A 17,064-nucleotide genomic window follows, 5' to 3' on the forward strand; every position below is an offset into this window, starting at 1 on the left:
TGCTTACCCTGTAGGTTTAAACCTATCAAGTTAGACTGGACCGAGGCTATAGTTCTAGCCTCGGTCCAGTCTAACTTGATAGGTTTAAACCTACAGGGTAAGTAGCACGAACTGCTTTTTCCAGTATTTGCTTCCTCTATCTTGAAGTATAATTGGAGATTAAATTTACCACCCTTTTTAATCACATTCTTCAAGTCTTTCTCCGGAAATAAGGCATCTTTAATCTTTTCATCGCTCAGCTTAAATTCGCAATTTTGACCAGGACGAATTTTACCAACGTCTTGGCTTTTGGGGGCTTCTTCCATATCATCAGAGTTTACCCAAACCATGGGTCTTCCATTATTTTCTAAGTCAGTTATCAGACTCTTGTCCCAGTCTATTTCAATATAAACAGGATTCTCGTTGGTTTTATTTTTAACAGTCAGTTTAAGATCCTTTAACTCATCCAATTTATAGCTAGGATCGAAGCCAAAGTTGACTTCCATGAAATCATTAAGTTCTTTCTTTTCCAGTTGCTGATTGATAGCATCAGAGTCTACCTCAACGGTTATGAGTTTGTCTATTTCCTGGAAAGCTTTGTACAAAACGTAAGTAACACCGATTATATAAATCGTCAGAATTAGCAAGTTTTGGTCGTTATCCATGGATAGTAAACCTCTTAAAAATAGTAGTTGAAGGTTTTATTCTTGACACTCCCCGGTCATTAGACGCGGGGATTCTTCACTCAACGACCCAGCTTGCTGCTCCTGACCGGAATCAAGAACAGTAGAGGCTAGGTCTCCTGAAGCGTTCGGATCGATGATCCAGGTTCCGGTGTGCCCCACCGTACCCAAGGCTCTCTTGAGGATATTGATTGCAGCGTTGTGGTCACGATCTAGTCTGCAACCACATTTGCAGACGTGAGTCCTAGTTGATAATGATTTCTTGACCACTTCGCCGCACTCAGAACAATTTTGACTTGTATAGGCAGGATTCACTGCGACTGTTACTCTTCCAAATTTCTTGCCAAAATGTTCCAACCATTTCCTAAGTTGATACCAACCTGCATCGTTAATAGATTTAGATAGACAGTGGTTTTTAACCAAATTTTTGACTCTTAAATCTTGCCTTACGGCACGCTGCGCGAACGTAGGCGACCAGATCGTTAGACCGGATTACGCAACGTGCAAGTCTCTTTGCATGTTCTTCACGCTGTCTACTTATTTTAAGATGCTGCCTACCTAATCTATTGACGGCTTTTTTTCGGTTGGAGGAGCCTTTCTTTTTCCGGGAAACCCGGCGTTGATAAAATTTTAGGCGGTTTTCTCCCTTCCTATAGAATCGGGGATTGGGTTCGGTGTTCCCGTCAGAATCAGTATAAAAGTATTTCAACCCAACATCTAACCCGATAGTTGTTCTGGACGGCTCCAATTCTTCCTTGATATCAACCGAGACACAAAATTGGACGTAGTACCCATCAGCCCTCTTCACAATCCGAACCCGCTTGATTTGCTTTTTATCAAAGCGCCACAAATCCCACGTACCTTTGAGTTTCAGCTTTCCGATTTCCTTTTTATCACTGAAAGTGATTGATTTTTTATCAGGGGATAATTTCCAACCTGACTGTTTGTACTCAACTGATCTACAGTGCTTTTGAAAGCGAGGAAAACCTTTCTTGCCAGGTACCTTTTTCTTGCAGTTTTCAAAGAAGCGAGAGATTGATGACCGGAGATGAAACCTTAGAATAGTGGAGCCTTTATAGGCGATAGGCTATGCAGAAAAGGGTTAAAACTCATGAAATAAGGCTCCACTATTCTTACGGTAACTTCTAACCATGCTCTTTCAGCGGCGGCCTGTCGAGCAGTTGAGTTCAATTCATTAGCAAAAGGAAACTCTTTGGCAAGGATTTTGCAGTACTTGCTAAGGTCATATTTACCCGTTCCCTTATTGTCCATCCATAAACGAATGCAACTATTGCGGATAAATTTAACCGTCCTAATTGCCTCGTCTATAGCTTGATACTGGAGGGGTTTTCCGTATGCCTTGAACTCTATTATGATCATCAGAACTCGACCTCTTCTGTTAGGTTATTACGCTAACATGCTCAGCGAAAACTGTCAACTCAAAATTAAATCTTTTTCACGGCGGCTAAAGACCGCTGCGACCCTTCATCCCCGCTCGCTTTGAGACGGGGCTTTCGGGTATCGGGGATTTTTGTAACGGGGGATAAGTACAGTTTGGATAATTATTGGTAAATTATACTCCATAAATAAGTTTACCCAAGATTGACTCACGCCATTACTAATGACGAATCAAAAAGCAGCTTGTCCTAACGGACAAGCTGCTTCAAGGCTTTATGCTTGCAAAGCAAGAGACTAGCTAATGGCACTAGATCATGGCACTAGATCATGGCACTACATCATGCCCATGCCGCCCATGCCACCCATGCCGCCCATGCCGCCCATGCCGCCCATGTCGGGAGCAGGAGCAGCAGATTTAGGTTCAGGTTTCTCTACCACCAGGGCTTCTGTGGTCAAGACCATACCAGCGATAGACGCAGCATTCTGTAGGGATGAGCGTACTACCTTGGCAGGGTCAATAATACCTGCAACAATCAAGTCTTCAAGGGTGTCAGTAGCAGCATTATAGCCAACGTTACCAGTACTCTCCCGTACTTTCTCCACAATTACGGAACCTTCAACACCAGCATTATCCGCCATCTGACACAGGGGAGCTTCTAATGACTTGGCTACAATACCTGCACCAACTTTCTCTTCCTGCTCTAGGCCATTTGCCACTGCAGGAATTTTTTCTATTAAGCGAATCAGGGTTGTACCACCACCAGGAACAATCCCTTCATCTACCGCAGCTTTAGTAGCATTGAGGGCATCTTCAATCCGCAGCTTGCGGTCTTTGAGTTCTGTTTCAGTTGCCGCACCAACCTTAATCACTGCTACACCACCGGCCAGTTTAGCAATCCGTTCTTGCAGTTTCTCCTTATCGTATTCGGAGTCAGTTTCTGCTAGCTGGCGGCGGATTTGCTCAACTCGCTTTTCTACATCTCCCTTAGTTTGACCACCAGCTACAATGGTGGTGCTGTCTTTGTCAATGCTAACTTTGGTAGCATTTCCCAGCATATCTAGGGAAACAGTATCCAGGCTCAAACCAACGTCTTCGGATATCACCTGACCACCGGTCAAAACTGCAATATCCTGTAACATTTGCTTGCGGCGATCGCCAAATCCTGGTGCCTTGACGGCTGCAGCATTCAATACACCCCTAGCCTTATTCACCACCAGAGTTGCCAAGGCTTCTCCTTCTAGATCTTCGGAAATAATCAGCAACGGTTGACCGGCACGAGCTACTTTTTCCAGAATCGGTACCAAATCCTGGATAACACTAATCTTTTTATCGGTAATCAGGATGCAAGGGTTTTCAAATTCCACTGTCATCCGTTCGTTATCGGTCACGAAGTAAGGGGAAATATAACCCCGATCGATCTGCATCCCTTCCACTACCTCTAATTCGGTGGAGAGGGATTTAGATTCTTCAACGGTGATCACACCATCTTTGGTGACCTTTTCCATGGCTTGGGCAATCATGTCACCCACTTCTTGATCGTTACCGGCGGAGACTGTAGCAACTTGAGCGATCCCAGTTCCCTGAACCGGCTGTGCCATTGCCTCAATCTCTTTGACCAGCTCGGCAACAGTTTTCTCAATTCCTCGGCGCACAGCTACAGGATTTGCCCCAGCTGCGACATTCTTAAGACCTTCCCGAATCATGGCTTGAGCCAGAATGGTAGCTGTGGTAGTGCCATCCCCAGCAACGTCTTTAGTCTTGGATGCGACTTCTTGAATTAGTCTAGCGCCAGTATTTTCTAAGGGGTCTTCCAGTTCAATCTCTTTGGCAACGGTAATACCATCATTGACAATCTGGGGTGCCCCATACTGTTTTTCCAGAAGCACATTACGACCTTTTGGACCAAGGGTAATACGTACAGCATCAGCTAGGGCATTGACCCCCCGCTCCAATGAACGTCTGGATTCTTCGTCAAACGAAACGATTTTTGCCATAGGTTGTTTGAACTTGCTTTGTGTCTCCATTAGCAAATTTAGCACTCTTACACGAAGAGTGCTAATTCGTCTGACAATTTTGAACTTTTAAGAACTTGAAACACCGACGTGCCGGGGGGTTCAAGCCATAACCATACCACCATCGACATTAAACACTTGTCCAGTGATATAGGCAGCAGCTGGATCAGCTGCCAAAAACCTCACCATCCCAGCTACTTCTTCTGGCTGACCGTAACGACCTAGAGGGATATGCTCGATAATGGCTTCTGACTTAAGGTCACTGGTCATATCAGTGTCAATAAAACCGGGAGCTACGGCATTGACTGTAATGCCACGACTAGCAAACTCTTTGGCAACGGTTCTGGTCAAGGCAATCACACCAGCCTTGGCAGCACTATAATTGGCTTGACCAGGGTTTCCCATCTGTCCTGACACGGAAGCAATATTGATAATCCGACCAGACTTTTGCTTGAGCATCAGTTTGCTCACTGCTTTGATACATAAAAATACCCCAGTCAGGTTCAGATCAATTACTGCCTGCCAATCTGAGGGTTTCATCCGCAATAACAAGTTGTCGCGGGTAATCCCAGCATTATTCACTAGCACGTCTATACGACCAAACTTTTCGAGAGTCCCTTTAACTAGGGCATCGACTTGTTCAGCTTGAGACACATCAGCCTGAAGTGCTAAGGCTTCACCCCCAGCATCCATGATAGCCCCTACGACCTGATCAGCTGCAGTACTGGAACTGGCGTAGTTGACTACAACCTTTGCCCCTGACCCAGCTAAGGCCAGGGCCACAGCTCGACCAATTCCTCGCGAGGCACCGGTCACGATGGCTATGCGATCGCTTAATTGTTGCGCAGATGTCTGTAATGTTTCCATAAACCTTGAACTGTTTTCTATCCTGCCTGATTTTGTCCTGTGGGCAGTAAAGGTTTCCTCCAAAGTTAACTTTACCGGAATCTTTGGTTAATCCAGCTATCACACAATCCCAAAGATTTTGGACTAGAATCGAGCAGAAGGACTAGGAAAGGTTTTCTTGCTCATGGCCGTTAAAAAGCAGTTCAAAACATTCCAAGAATTATTATCTGGCTCAGATGTGCCGGTGTTGGTAGATTTCTATGCCACTTGGTGTGGGCCATGTCAGATGATGGCTCCTATCCTAGAACAGGTCAAGGCTGAGCTCAAAGATCGTTTGCAAGTTGTAAAAATTGACACGGACAAATACCCCCAGCTAGCCTCCCAGTATGGCATTGAGGCGTTACCAACCTTGGTACTGTTTAAAAACGGTCAGCCTCAACAACGGATAGAGGGGTTCAGACCAGCAGAAGACCTTATTCCACTATTACAAGCTTTGATTTAAGATAATTAGGGGTGAGATTCTCCTTGCCCTTTGACCTTTTTTCCCAGGGTAATGGGATGAGCCCCCCTGATTTATCTGGGATTTATCCGGGGGATATCAGCGTGCTAGACCAAAAAACCTAGCTAGGAAGATGGGGCTTCATCGGAAGAGGCATCGGAAGAGGCATCGGAAGAAGAATCCGAAGAGGAATCCGAAGAGGAATCCGATTCTTCTTGGGCAGATGGGGTCGCATCGCTGCTAGGTGTCGCTGATTTTTCTTTCTCTTTAGCACGCTCCTCCCGCTTTTTACGATCAGCTTGAATGGCATCTTCTATCACTACCCGAGCCTGTGCCATTTTTTCCAGGTTGCTGCGGTACAACTCCAAGTCTTTTTTTAGCTTTTCGGAAGGAAGGTTTAATCCACTGCTAATTTTGTTAAGTACCTCTTCGAGCTGTTTTTGATCCTGAGCTAACTCCGAGTCCGCCTGCTCTAGTAGTGAAAATAAACCAATGGCAAACAATCTGCTGTACTTAAACTGAGAATTTTGTGCGATCGCAGCTATAGTGGTAGCCAAATCCCCAGTCCCATTCTCAGAGGTTGGGGAACTTAACCAGGAGATCAAATCTTGCCCAGACATAGACTCTACGCTGGTTTTGAGCCTTTGGGCATCTTCCTGGTACTGCTGAGCTTCACCTCCGACTGCTTGACACAGAGCATTAAAAATTGATTCTTTATCATGTTCCGGTTGATAGCTCTGCATAAACCGGTCAAAGCATGTCACCACACCTAAGCCATAGATGGGGTCGTAGTTAAAATCGACATTAACCGACAGCAAATGCATCTCTACCATCAACTCTTCCACTACACGTCGGTAAATAGAGTTGATGGGGCGAGTGTGATAGGTGTAAAAATCCCGTTTAGTATCCGAGACTGTGCGAACAGTATTCACAAGGCAGATCAGAATTGAAGCTTTATATTATTGTTATTGTCTTATTGTCTACCATGAAGTACCTACCACCAAATCCAAGATGATGGTGGGGGTTTCCAGTTTCATCCGCTGATGCCAGATTGGTCTTAATCAACGTCCGGAGGTTTTGCTCTGTCGCACTCACTCCCGCAGTAGGAGCTAAAGGCTTTGTTCCCCTACTACCCTGGCTGCAACCCGCCTCCCGCAGGTCGTTTTATTTCTTTGAGTTCAACTTGCTGTGGACTTATTTTTACAAAGCTCAGCCAAGTTCTTTCCCCGAGCTGCCGCTAGTAGCATCCAAGCCCTTTTAGTCTGTCGGTTCAATAAGCAACTTTGCTATTATAACACCCTCTGATCAGACATCTGTGGAAAAAGATTCACCCAAGCCAAGCCCAGCTTAATCTGAAACCTAATCGGTCGCAGATGTCTATTCAGGTGGCGATACTGGATAAACCATCTAAGGCTTCTTCCTCCGTTTCAAAAATTTCAAACACTGTGTCCATCATAGTGACTTCAAACACAAGCTTGGCGTCTGGATGAACAGAACAAATGCGAAAGCTGCCCTTAATTTTGTCAGCATCTCGCATTCCAGCCACTAAGGATGTCAAACCCGAACTATCAATAAAGTCAACCTGACTCAGATTAACCACTACATGCCTTCGCAGTTGGGAGATACACTCTTGCAATTTCAGACGAAAGGGCCAAGCTGTAGTGATGTCCAGGCGTCCAATCGGTTTCAAAACAATCACATTTGTACCATCTTCAGTAGTATGAGTTTTCTGATCGATATGAACCATCAGCACCTCCTTGTCACAGCTACCGCTGATTGAAACCATACCAAATCTAATCATTAAGATTTCAGAGTGCGTCCCGAACGATTCAGGTGCGCGCCCGTTCGCGCCCCGCGTCGGCGAAAGCCGATAGGTGCGACCCAAGGGCGCGAGCAATCCCTCGCGCCCTTGGAGGCGCGCACCTTGAGCGAATTTAATTCTTAATGGGTCAAGGGAACCTGTAGGACTATCGCCACCTGTAGTCCCTGACTGCTTCCCAGCCGACTGAAAAAACTCCTCGTGATTTTTATTAATACGCCCTGACTAACAAATTAAGCCGGGAAGACCTATTCTAAACCAAGCCCTATGTGATTCGGCTCATCGAGCTACTCACTGCAAGCTAGTTTAGCTTAGAGGGATTGGTGAAATTTAAGGGAGCGTATCCAAATTGTTGCACAAATCTGGTCAGAGGAACTGAGGATGAAGGGAATGATGGCGAGCGAGTGCATCAAGACAATGGGAAAAATGACAGGATAGTCGAATGAGGGGGATGAATCCAGGATTTCTATTCTATCTTCCCCCACTGCTCCAGCATTCAGTATTCAGCATTCAGCATTCAGCATTCAGCATTCAGCATTCAGCTATTAGCGTGTCGCGTATCAGTCATTGGCCGTAGGCCATGCTACTTGAGGTGCTATCAGCTTGTGAATAAAACAGGTAAGCATTGGAATAATGCTGAGTTACTTCAGCTGACGGCTGATAGCTGACGGCTGATAGCTGAATGCGTACGTCGAACCATCCTAGTATTGCCATAAGTGATCTGACAACAGTTTAAGCTGTCCAGTTCGCCCAGTCTTGAGGCTTGAGGAATGTCTCATAGAGTTCGGCTTCTGGTGTATTGGGCTCAGGTTGGTAACCGTATTCCCAACGCACCAAGGGGGGTAAGGACATCAGGATGGATTCAGTACGCCCGTTAGTTTGCAGACCAAAAATTGTACCTCGGTCATACACCAGGTTAAATTCTACATATCGACCCCGACGATAGAGTTGGAAGTTACGCTCTCTGTCTCCATATTCCAGATCGCGACGGCGCTCTACAATCGGTAGATAAGCTGGTAAAAATGACTCAGAGCAGGTTGTGACAAAGGCAAATAACTCTTCCCAACTGCGAGGCTCTAAATCCCCAACCTTTTCACTGTAAGCTGCTGCGGGACCATCTTGATGGGGACCACGATACAGTTTACCCGTGCCATCTTGATAGTCAAAAAATAAGCCTCCAACACCCCGCATTTCTTGGCGGTGTTTCAGATAAAAATACTCATCGCACCAAGACTTGAACACTGGGTAATACTCAGGGTGATGAGCATCACAGGCTTCTTTCAATTGGCGATGCAAATGGGCAGCATCTTCAGCAAAGGGATAGTAAGGGGTCAAATCGATTCCACCACCAAACCACCAGACTGGTCCTGCCTCAAAGTAGCGATAATTTAGGTGAACTGTGGGCACATAGGGATTACGAGGATGCAATACTAGGGAGGTACCAGTAGCGAAAAAACCATGTCCAGCTGCCTCGGGGCGCTGCTTCAAAATTGAGGGTGGCAGCTGTTTGCCCCAAACTTCAGAAAAGTTAACCCCACCCTGTTCCAATACTGAACCATCGCGCATCACACGGGAACGACCACCACCCCCTTCTTCTCTTTCCCAAGCATCTTCTCTGAAGGTGCCAATCCCGTCCAGTTTTACTAGAGCATCACAAATCGTATCTTGCAGCTGTTGCATCAACTGCTTGACTCTCTCCCTAGAGTCGGCAGGAGGTAAAGAAGTGGTATTAGTGGTAGTTGTTGTATCGGTCTGTAAAGCTGTCATAACAAATCCTAGTGGGTTTGGAAACCTTAGGTGCGCTCTTACCATTAAGAATTAAATTCGCCACGGGTCGCACCTCTGGTTTTTTAGGCTGGGGAGCAAAAACGAGCCGGGGTCTTTCTTTAGTCCCGGTCCCTCGAATGGGGGTGGAAAGATGTTCAGTTCCTACCCATTCCTGGTTAAGCCCCTAGAAGCGCCTATCGAAACAAAACCTTAAGTTGGCCTTGCCAATGTTATTGGTTGGTCGTTATTCGTTAGTACGATCGGGTACCTTCAGGGGAAACCCTGGGGGTTGGTAAAATTTCCAGGCAGTTGAGATCATATCCTAAATAGAGAGGGATTTTTCAACCAAAGCCATTTGGGGAAGATCATAAATCTGCCTGAGCATAGCTGCGGGAGGCGTGTAGTGATTCTTAATTTTTCTTTCAAGTTAATTGCTGGTCACGAGGGGATTTGGTGTAAGTTTTCCCTCTTCAAGACCTATCGCGCCCTGAGTACTGCCCCAGTGGAAGTCCTCTGGCAAAAATTGATCAACTTAGCGGATGTGTCTTGGAATCCTCTGCTGTCAAGTACCAATGCTCCGAGAGGTTTAATGGCTAAACCTGGTTTAATTTATCAGGTAGTCACTCGCTTGATCCCAATTCCGGTGCGAATTTTTGTAGAGCGTGTCTTACCCGGTGAGCTACTTAGTATACGATTTTTGGCAATCCCTGGAGTTGAAAATCGCGTGACTTACCAGGTTGAGTCCACCCTTTGTGGTACCTATATTTCCTACTCAGTTACCCTAAAAGGCTGGTTATCCCCCTTAATCTGGTGGATGATTCGCCCCTACGTCGCGCGGGTAGTATTTGAATTAGCCCAGGCGGCAGAGCAGGTCGGAGCAATCTAAACTTATAGCCGTTGACCCTTGGGAGAGGTAGACACCAACAATCCACCAGTGCCAAAGCTGGTCTACCCTCCTTACAAGGGTAGGTTTTTTACAAAGGGGCGAGTATTTACTTTTATTAGGTATAAATTCTTAAGAAAATATGTATCAAAATACACAATTATTTCCGGGATAATTCTCCCCATTTCCCGCTCTTCCCCTCCTGGGAGGGGTTAGGGGTGGGTTCCGATTCCCGTTCCCCTCCTGGGAGGGGTTAGGGGTGGGTTCCGATTCCCGTTCCCCTCCTGGGAGGGGTTAGGGGTGGGTTCCGATTCCCGACTCCCGACCCAAATGTAAAAAACCTACCCCTGTGAGGTTCCCCCCACTCGCGCTTTGGATCAAGACAGGGACAAGAGTTTCAGGTTTTTTGTCCTGATTTAATAAAAGGTCGTAATAATACCACTTTAATAGAAGTTTATTGATTACTGACACACCTATCCGGACTTAATCGATAAATATTGAAAATGTTAAAGTACGAGGCTCCTAGCAGAGCCTAACTTTAGGATAGGCTGTAGCCAAATGAGTGACTTTTTTCAGTATACCTGTGGTTACCCTTCGGATACGGCGGTTTGCACCAAGGCAAGAATGTCTTAAAGCCAATCAGCGCCAATAAAGACTGTCCCTCATATATTTTATAAACGCTATATGTTCATTTTTTGATGAAATTACTGTTTACAAAAATCAGAGATATTCAGGTTTTTTTAACTGTAATTGTTTGTTTAAATTAATTACCAATTTACTCACCATTTGTATTCATATAAATAAAATTTTATATGTAATTATTTAGCTATCAGCTATCAGCTATCAGCTCTCAGCTTTGAGCAAGGAGCTTTTAAATAAAACAAGTAAGCATTCGTTTAATCTTTGTTACGTCAGCACCTCAAGTAGCTTGAGCTAAAAGCTCACGGCTGAATCCTGAATGCTGACGGCTGACGGCTGACGGCTGATGGCTGAATGCTTACGTTTATATTTATTTTTATATTAAATTTAAGTTTAAATCAATATATTTAAATACATTATTAATCAGCAATTAAACCCCTCGTCAAAAAAATACTCAACAAAAGTATCGAGAAATGCAGCCAGATATTACCAAGTATATAGGACAAGATAACGATAACATTATAGAAAAGCCAATCCAAGACTATCTGCCACAACTATTGACCAAAATCGAATCGGCTTTGTTAGCAAATCCGTTAGTTGACGACTGTGTTGTCCTGGAGAGGAAAATTACAGAAGAAAAGAAAAAAATAGCCCTCAGAGACAATTGTAGTTTTTTGCCTATTATTGCCTATGTAGTCTCAGCTGGATCATCTTCATCAGAACAACTGCGATCGCTCCTGCAAGGGGTCGTGTCAGACACCATCTCAGACACTCTGCTATCTAGTGGTGAACCAAAATTTGGTGAACCAAAAGTCCCCCCTAATTTCTCCCCTAACATAATTATTGTTCCGGTAACTACCTTGCCCCTAACTCCCACAGGTGAGATAGATCAACAAGCACTAGCTTCTGTAGAAATAATTGATACCGACTTAGTGCAGCAATGGGAAGAGCAGCTACAGTCATATAGTTATGGAGGGGCAGAAATCAAGCAAGTCGCCGTAGTTCTACAAGACTACACCCAGCCCGACACACCCCTACATCTATTAGACCTACTTCCACCCTCCACCGAAACTAGTCCAAAGCAACCTACAGAATTATCACAAGCCAAGCCCCTACCGAGCCCTTACCCCAAGGCATCTTCCGATTGCGTTCCCGTAGCGACTCAGGGGGAGCATCGCTCAAATTCCACCCCATCAAAACCCGCCATCAGTCATGGTGAAGCGCTACAGTTACCAACAGATATCTCAACTCTCTCCCAAGCGCTACTAAAAACTGCAAGGGTTGCGCCGGAGCAAGGGATTATCTATCTCGACTCTGATAGTCAGGGAAATACTCACCAAAACTATCAATCTTACCCAGCTCTCCTCGAAGAAGCACAGCGGATTCTTGGTGGCTTAAGAAAACTAAATCTAAAGCCTCAAGACAAAGTAATCTTCCAATTTGACCAAAATCAAGACTTCATTCCAACCTTCTGGGCTTGTATTTTGGGCGGTTTTGTCCCAGTCCCGATTGCGATCGCACCGACCTATGAGTCATCTAACAGTACTGTCAATAAGCTGTGCAATGCCTGGAAAATGCTAGAGCAACCGGTCATCCTAACCAGTGATACCCTTGCTCCAGCAATCCGTGGTTTATGCTTTCCCGTAGCGGCTCCTACCGAGCATCCCTTGCCCAAAAAAGAAATTTTAATTGAAACCGTAGACAACTTGCGCTCATCTGAGCCTGACCTAAATTACTATCACAGCCAACCGGATGATTTGGCAATATTGTTACTGACCTCTGGAAGTACAGGAATGCCTAAAGGAGTCAGGTTGAGCCATAGCAATTTAATTAATAATGTCGCCGCCAGTGCCCAGAGGAATAATCTGACCCAAGATGATATCTCCTTGAACTGGCTTAACTTAGACCATGTTGGCTCTCTGGTACGCTGTTGTATTCGGCATGTCTATGTCGGTAACCTGCAAATCCATGCTCCCGCTAAAGCTTTCTTGGAAAATCCCCTCAATTGGTTGGATTGGATTGAAAACTATCGGGTTACCTTTGCCTGGGCTCCTAATTTTGCCCTAGGTTTGATAAATCAGAAAATAAATCAGAAATCCGTTGCTAACAGCCACCGGAAATGGGATTTATCTTCCCTCAAATCTGTATTAAGTGTGGCTGAGCCGATTGTACCTCAAACTGCAAAGCGATTCTTGCAGTTGCTTTCTCCCCATGGGTTATCGGTCAATGCCATGCATTCAGCTTGGGGAATGTCTGAAACCTGTGCTGCTGTGGTATTTTCCCATCGGTACTTGTTGAATTTACCGTCGGATAATCAGTCTGTTAACCACTCTGTTGTAGAAGTTGGCAGACCTGTGCCTGGCTTTTCTGTGCGGATTGTGGATGCACTCGGACAAATAGTTGAAGAAGATACAGTGGGTCAGGTACAGATTTCTGGTCCGATGGTTAGTGATGGTTATTACCAGAATCCTGAGCTAAATCGAGAAGCCTTTACACCGGATGGATGGTTAAAAACCGGAGATAATGGTGTACTGCGTGACGGACGTCTCACGATTACCGGTCGAGAAAAAGATGTCATTATTATTAATGGTCTCAATCACTATAGTTATGAAATCGAAGCAGTGGTTGAGCAGGTAGAGGGGGTGATTCCCTCTTACACAGCAGCTTGCGGAATTCGACAACCAAGTAAAGATACTGACCAATTGGTCATTTTCTTCCATACTGATTGGTCTGAGGATGACCAGTTAACCCCATTACTCCAGGACATCTCCACTGAGGTGGTTAGCAAACTAGGGGTGAGTCCGAGTTATCTTATTCCTCTACCAAAACAGGCAATCCCCAAGAGTTCGATTGGGAAAATTTTGCGATCGCAACTCAAGGAGCAGTTTAACGCTGGTGAATTTGACCCGATTCTCAAAAAAGTTGATTGTCTTCTGGGTAATGAGAATACCCTTCCAGACTGGTTTTATCGTAAAGTTTGGCATCGAAAAGAAGCAGTCACCTTAGGTAGGACACCTACAAATGGTCGAACTCTGATATTTCTAGACTCCTTGGGATTAGGAGAAGTATTGTGCTCCAAGCTAGGTAAAGACCAATGTGTAGCAGTGGAACCCGGAGCCCCCGGAGCCGATTTTTTGCGACTTACAGGTGCCCAACTTACAGATGCCCAACTTACAGACAACCGCTATTCTATTGACCCCACCAATCCTGATCACTATCAGCAATTACTGAAGTCGTTGGTGGAAACCGACCAACCCATCGCACAGATTCTCCATTTGTGGACCTATGACGAGTATCCGGGAGAAATTGAGTCATCCGAAGCACTAGAACAAGCTCAGAATCAGGGCACTTACAGTCTACTATTTTTAATTCAGGCTTTGGATGGTTTGAAGTCACAGTTGAATTCACCCTTGAGAATTCTCAATTCAGAAGTCCAGTTGACTGTGGTTTCTAGCTATACACAGCCTACCTCGCCCCAGGATGACATTGCCTATGAGAAAAGTCCGATTCTGGGTCTGATCAAAACCTGTCCGAGAGAACTGCCTTGGCTGAACTGTCGCCATATCGATATACCTGTGGATGACCACCACATTAATGGGTTTCATATCCTGCGGGAAATGGCTGTATGTCAGAAAGAGCGAGAAGTAGCATACCGCAATCGCAACCGTTTGGTACCCTTACTCGAAAAAGCTGACCTACCCCAACTCGAAAAACAGGAATTGCCCTTTAAGCAAAAGGGAATGTATTTGATTAGTGGAGGTTTGGGAGGGATTGGAGTAGAAATTGCTAAATTTCTCCTAAACCACTATCAAGCTCGTCTGCTTTTAGTCGGTCGAACCCCCTTACCAGAGCCGACTACCAAAGGAAACCATTTAAAGGATGGAAATGGGTTAGCACCTGCCGTCAGAGCCTATCAAAACCTAGAGCAACTGGCCGAGCAACTGGGAGGAGAGATACGCTACGAGGCCGTGGATATTTGTGATTTAGCTCAGTTGCAACAGGTGGTTGAACGAGCCCAGTCTGACTGGCAAGCTTTCCTTGAAGGGGTCATTCATTTGGCCGGAATTGCCCCAGAACATTTTTTAGTAGAGGAAACCCGCAACAGTTTTGCTGCTACACTTCGTCCCAAGCTTTTAGGGTCGTGGGTACTCCATCAACTAATTAAAGATAAGCCAGACAGTGTTTTTATCAGCCTTTCTTCCGTGCTAGCCTTCTTTGGGGGAGCGACAATTGGTGCTTATGCTGCCGCTAATAATTTTCTAGAGTGCTTCTGCTACTACCAGCGGCACAAGACCTTGGTGCGCAGCTACTGCTATGGCTCAAGCACATGGGTTGAGACCACCCTCAATCGGAGTAAACAGATTAGGGAGTCCCGTCGTGCCTTAGGTCAGTACGGAATTTTCAACCAACAGGGAATCAATTCTATTCTCGCTGGGCTGCACCACGACCAACACTCCCTGATTTTGGGTTTGGATGGCAGCAATCCCTATGTTAGACGATACACCCAACAGCCACCATACCATCGGCAGCGGGTATCGGTATATTTCACGGCGGTTACAGAACTATCTGTTGCTCAGTTACAGAGGTTAGAGGCATTCGTTCCTTTTGGAACCTCTATCACCCCTAAGTTTCAGCAACTCCAAGCTATGCCCCTAACTCCCGCAGGTGAAATCGACCGAGAGCAGTTGATTTCACCAAGCAAGGATACTGAAAACGTCTTGCCAGTAACCGATATAGAGCGTCAACTGGCTAGCATTTGGCAGAAGGTGTTGGGAGTTTCCCAGATTGGCATCGATGACAACTTCTTCGGGTTAGGAGGAAATTCCCTCCTAGCTGTGCAGCTATCTAGTGAGATTGAGAAGACCTTCGGCAAACAACTGCCCCTAGCTGCTCTATTCCAAGCACCAACCATCAAGGAACTCGCTCAACTTCTGTGCCAGTCAGAATGGTCATCCTCTTGGTTTTCCCTAGTGCCCATTCAACCTAGTGGTTCCAAGCCAGTTGTGTTTGCGATTCACATCCTTGGGGAAGGGTTTATATACTACCGCGATTTGGTACGTTATCTTGGTTGGGACTATCCAGTTTATGGACTAAGTTATGGACTAGCAGCGGCTACTAACGCCAACAACATCAATACCAAACCGGGTATAGGTAATGGACTCAAGGAGTTAGCCGCTCACTACATTGAGGAAATGCGACGGTTTCAACCCGAAGGGCCTTATTTTCTACAAGGGGTATCCCTCGGAGGTCAAATCGCCTTTGAAATGGCTAAGCAGCTTGATGCTCAAGGTCAGACTGTAGCAATTGTTGCCTTGTTTGATAGCTATGCTATTGGTTATCAGTGGAAGCCCTACGAAAATACCACCGTCTTACAACGGTACACTTTATTTTGGATACAAAAACTACAAACCTATTGGAATAACCTTTGGAGACTTGAACCTCACAAAAGGCGAGCTTATTTGTCTGAGAGAATCAGAGCGTTTGTCAGACATTATAAATCTGGAGCATACAAACGGCAATTCCAGTGGTTTGCTAAAAAGTCTAACTTATCTACCGAACCTGCTTTACCAAACCCTAATTTGGTTGATGGCATCTCAGATATCCAAAATGCTAACTATGAGACTCAACCATCTGAGCTGTCATCAGTCTACCCAGGGAAAATAACTCTCTTTCGAGCTAAACAGCAACCTCCAGGACATTACCATGACCCTCTTAATGGTTGGGATGGTATGGCAGCTTCTGGCATTGAAGTTCACCATATTCCTGGTGATCATATCTCAATGATGCTAGAACCCAATGTCCGGGTTTTGGCTGAAAAATTGAAAGCTTGTTTAGATAAGCTTTAAGAAACTATTAAGGATGAACTATGAAAAGGGAGTCGGGAGTCGGGAATCGGAACCCACCCCTAACCCCTCCTCGGAGGGGTTAGGGAATCGGGAATCGGGAGTGTGGGGAGAGAGGGGAGTGTGGGAAGAATTTTCCACAACAGATGCAGCGCCGACCTGAGACGGTTTCCCCATCAGCAACGGTTGTGGTTTGTCCCATTAGCAACTGCATCTTGAGGGGGGAAGAAAATTGACTGTACCTGATAAATATCAGAAACGCTATAAAAATATTTCCTATCTCCCCATCTCCCCATCTCCCCATCTCCCCATCTCTCCACACCCCATCTCCCCATCCTCACAGGGGTAGGTTTTTTACATTTGGGTCGGGAGTCGGGAATCGGGAGTCGGGAATCGGGAGTCGGGAATCGGGAAAAGCGGGAAATGGAGAGAATTATCCCGGAAAATAGTGTATATTTTGATACATATTTTGAGGAATTTCTACGTAATCAAAGTACCTACTCGCCCCTTTGTAAAAAACCTACCCTTATGAGATCTCCCCATCTCCCCATCTCCCCACACCCCACACCCCACACCCCACACCCCACACCCCATCTCTCCACATACGCTAGTTGAGTCTATTACCTTATATATATATGCTTCCCTTCTTCAGAGGCATTTTGCGATGCTCTGTAGGAGCCGCTGGGTGAACGCAA

Annotated in this window: 11 protein-coding genes and 2 pseudogenes; 3 read left to right on the forward strand and 10 right to left on the reverse strand. The window is 45.6% G+C overall.

Annotated features, from left to right (window positions below; all coding sequences use genetic code 11):
• From F6J94_RS15515 to fabG, 5 genes and pseudogenes are all read right to left on the reverse strand, one after another.
• The coding region (locus tag F6J94_RS15515) for a hypothetical protein (protein ID WP_293041731.1) at positions 1 to 644 on the reverse strand (644 nt) is incomplete at its 3' end.
• 36 nt (positions 645 to 680) lie between these two features.
• Positions 681 to 1,704: pseudogene (locus tag F6J94_RS15520) on the reverse strand (RNA-guided endonuclease InsQ/TnpB family protein); the annotation flags it as partial.
• A 107-nt stretch (positions 1,705 to 1,811) separates the two neighbouring features.
• Positions 1,812 to 2,042, reverse strand: a pseudogene (locus F6J94_RS15525) (RNA-guided endonuclease TnpB family protein); the annotation flags it as partial.
• Positions 2,043 to 2,393: 351 nt separating this feature from the next.
• A complete protein-coding gene (gene groL / locus F6J94_RS15530; protein WP_293025095.1) occupies positions 2,394 to 4,055 on the reverse strand; it encodes a chaperonin GroEL in 1,662 nt (553 codons plus the stop codon).
• A 120-nt stretch (positions 4,056 to 4,175) separates the two neighbouring features.
• Positions 4,176 to 4,940, reverse strand: a complete 765-nt coding sequence (gene fabG / locus F6J94_RS15535) for a 3-oxoacyl-[acyl-carrier-protein] reductase (protein ID WP_293041734.1) — start codon at positions 4,938 to 4,940, stop codon at positions 4,176 to 4,178.
• Positions 4,941 to 5,103: 163 nt separating this feature from the next.
• Here fabG and trxA point away from each other — a divergent pair, with 163 nt between their 5' ends.
• Positions 5,104 to 5,421: a thioredoxin gene (trxA, locus tag F6J94_RS15540; protein ID WP_293025099.1), complete on the forward strand. Its 318-nt coding sequence runs from the start codon at positions 5,104 to 5,106 to the stop codon at positions 5,419 to 5,421.
• Positions 5,422 to 5,543: 122 nt separating this feature from the next.
• On the opposite strand, the gene psb29 is transcribed toward trxA, so the two are convergent.
• From psb29 to hemF, 3 genes are all read right to left on the reverse strand, one after another.
• Positions 5,544 to 6,350: a photosystem II biogenesis protein Psp29 gene (gene psb29 / locus F6J94_RS15545; protein WP_293041737.1), complete on the reverse strand. Its 807-nt coding sequence runs from the start codon at positions 6,348 to 6,350 to the stop codon at positions 5,544 to 5,546.
• Positions 6,351 to 6,799: 449 nt separating this feature from the next.
• The gene (locus tag F6J94_RS15550) at positions 6,800 to 7,165 is read right to left on the reverse strand and encodes an STAS domain-containing protein (protein ID WP_293025103.1); all 366 of its coding nucleotides are present in this window, start codon (positions 7,163 to 7,165) and stop codon (positions 6,800 to 6,802) included.
• Between the two features lie 804 nt (positions 7,166 to 7,969).
• Positions 7,970 to 9,004 (reverse strand): oxygen-dependent coproporphyrinogen oxidase, encoded by a 1,035-nt coding sequence (gene hemF / locus F6J94_RS15555; protein WP_293041740.1) that lies wholly within the window; start codon positions 9,002 to 9,004, stop codon positions 7,970 to 7,972.
• Between the two features lie 403 nt (positions 9,005 to 9,407).
• On the opposite strand from hemF, the gene F6J94_RS15560 reads away from it, so the two are divergent.
• Both F6J94_RS15560 and F6J94_RS15565 read left to right on the forward strand, forming a co-directional pair.
• The gene (locus F6J94_RS15560; RefSeq protein WP_293041743.1) at positions 9,408 to 9,890 is read left to right on the forward strand and encodes an SRPBCC family protein; all 483 of its coding nucleotides are present in this window, start codon (positions 9,408 to 9,410) and stop codon (positions 9,888 to 9,890) included.
• A gap of 1,109 nt (positions 9,891 to 10,999) precedes the next feature.
• Entirely contained in the window at positions 11,000 to 16,372 is a 5,373-nt protein-coding gene (locus F6J94_RS15565) for an SDR family oxidoreductase (protein WP_293041746.1), read from the forward strand.
• Positions 16,373 to 16,390: 18 nt separating this feature from the next.
• Here F6J94_RS15565 and F6J94_RS15570 read toward each other — a convergent pair whose 3' ends face one another.
• Together F6J94_RS15570 and F6J94_RS15575 are read right to left on the reverse strand one after the other, a co-directional pair.
• A complete protein-coding gene (locus F6J94_RS15570) occupies positions 16,391 to 16,546 on the reverse strand; it encodes a hypothetical protein (RefSeq protein WP_293041749.1) in 156 nt (51 codons plus the stop codon).
• Positions 16,546 to 16,704, reverse strand: coding sequence for a hypothetical protein (locus F6J94_RS15575; protein WP_293041752.1), 159 nt, complete (start codon positions 16,702 to 16,704; stop codon positions 16,546 to 16,548). Before F6J94_RS15575 ends, F6J94_RS15570 begins: the two co-directional genes overlap by 1 nt.
• Positions 16,705 to 17,064: the final 360 nt, after the last annotated feature.

The sequence above is a fragment of the Moorena sp. SIO1F2 genome, from assembly GCF_010672755.1.
Classification (GTDB): domain Bacteria; phylum Cyanobacteriota; class Cyanobacteriia; order Cyanobacteriales; family Coleofasciculaceae; genus Moorena.

What these genes read in the sequence shown, in the direction of transcription:
- groL (WP_293025095.1), bottom strand. Translation starts at nt 4,055, where the DNA reads ATGGCAAAAATCGTTTCGTTTGACGAAGAATCCAGACGTTCATTGGAG.
- fabG (WP_293041734.1), bottom strand. Translation starts at nt 4,940, where the DNA reads ATGGAAACATTACAGACATCTGCGCAACAATTAAGCGATCGCATAGCC.
- trxA (WP_293025099.1), top strand. Translation starts at nt 5,104, where the DNA reads ATGGCCGTTAAAAAGCAGTTCAAAACATTCCAAGAATTATTATCTGGC.
- F6J94_RS15550 (WP_293025103.1), bottom strand. Translation starts at nt 7,165, where the DNA reads ATGGTTCATATCGATCAGAAAACTCATACTACTGAAGATGGTACAAAT.
- hemF (WP_293041740.1), bottom strand. Translation starts at nt 9,004, where the DNA reads ATGACAGCTTTACAGACCGATACAACAACTACCACTAATACCACTTCT.
- F6J94_RS15565 (WP_293041746.1), top strand. Translation starts at nt 11,000, where the DNA reads ATGCAGCCAGATATTACCAAGTATATAGGACAAGATAACGATAACATT.
- F6J94_RS15570 (WP_293041749.1), bottom strand. Translation starts at nt 16,546, where the DNA reads ATGGGGAAACCGTCTCAGGTCGGCGCTGCATCTGTTGTGGAAAATTCT.
- F6J94_RS15575 (WP_293041752.1), bottom strand. Translation starts at nt 16,704, where the DNA reads ATGGGGAGATGGGGTGTGGAGAGATGGGGAGATGGGGAGATGGGGAGA.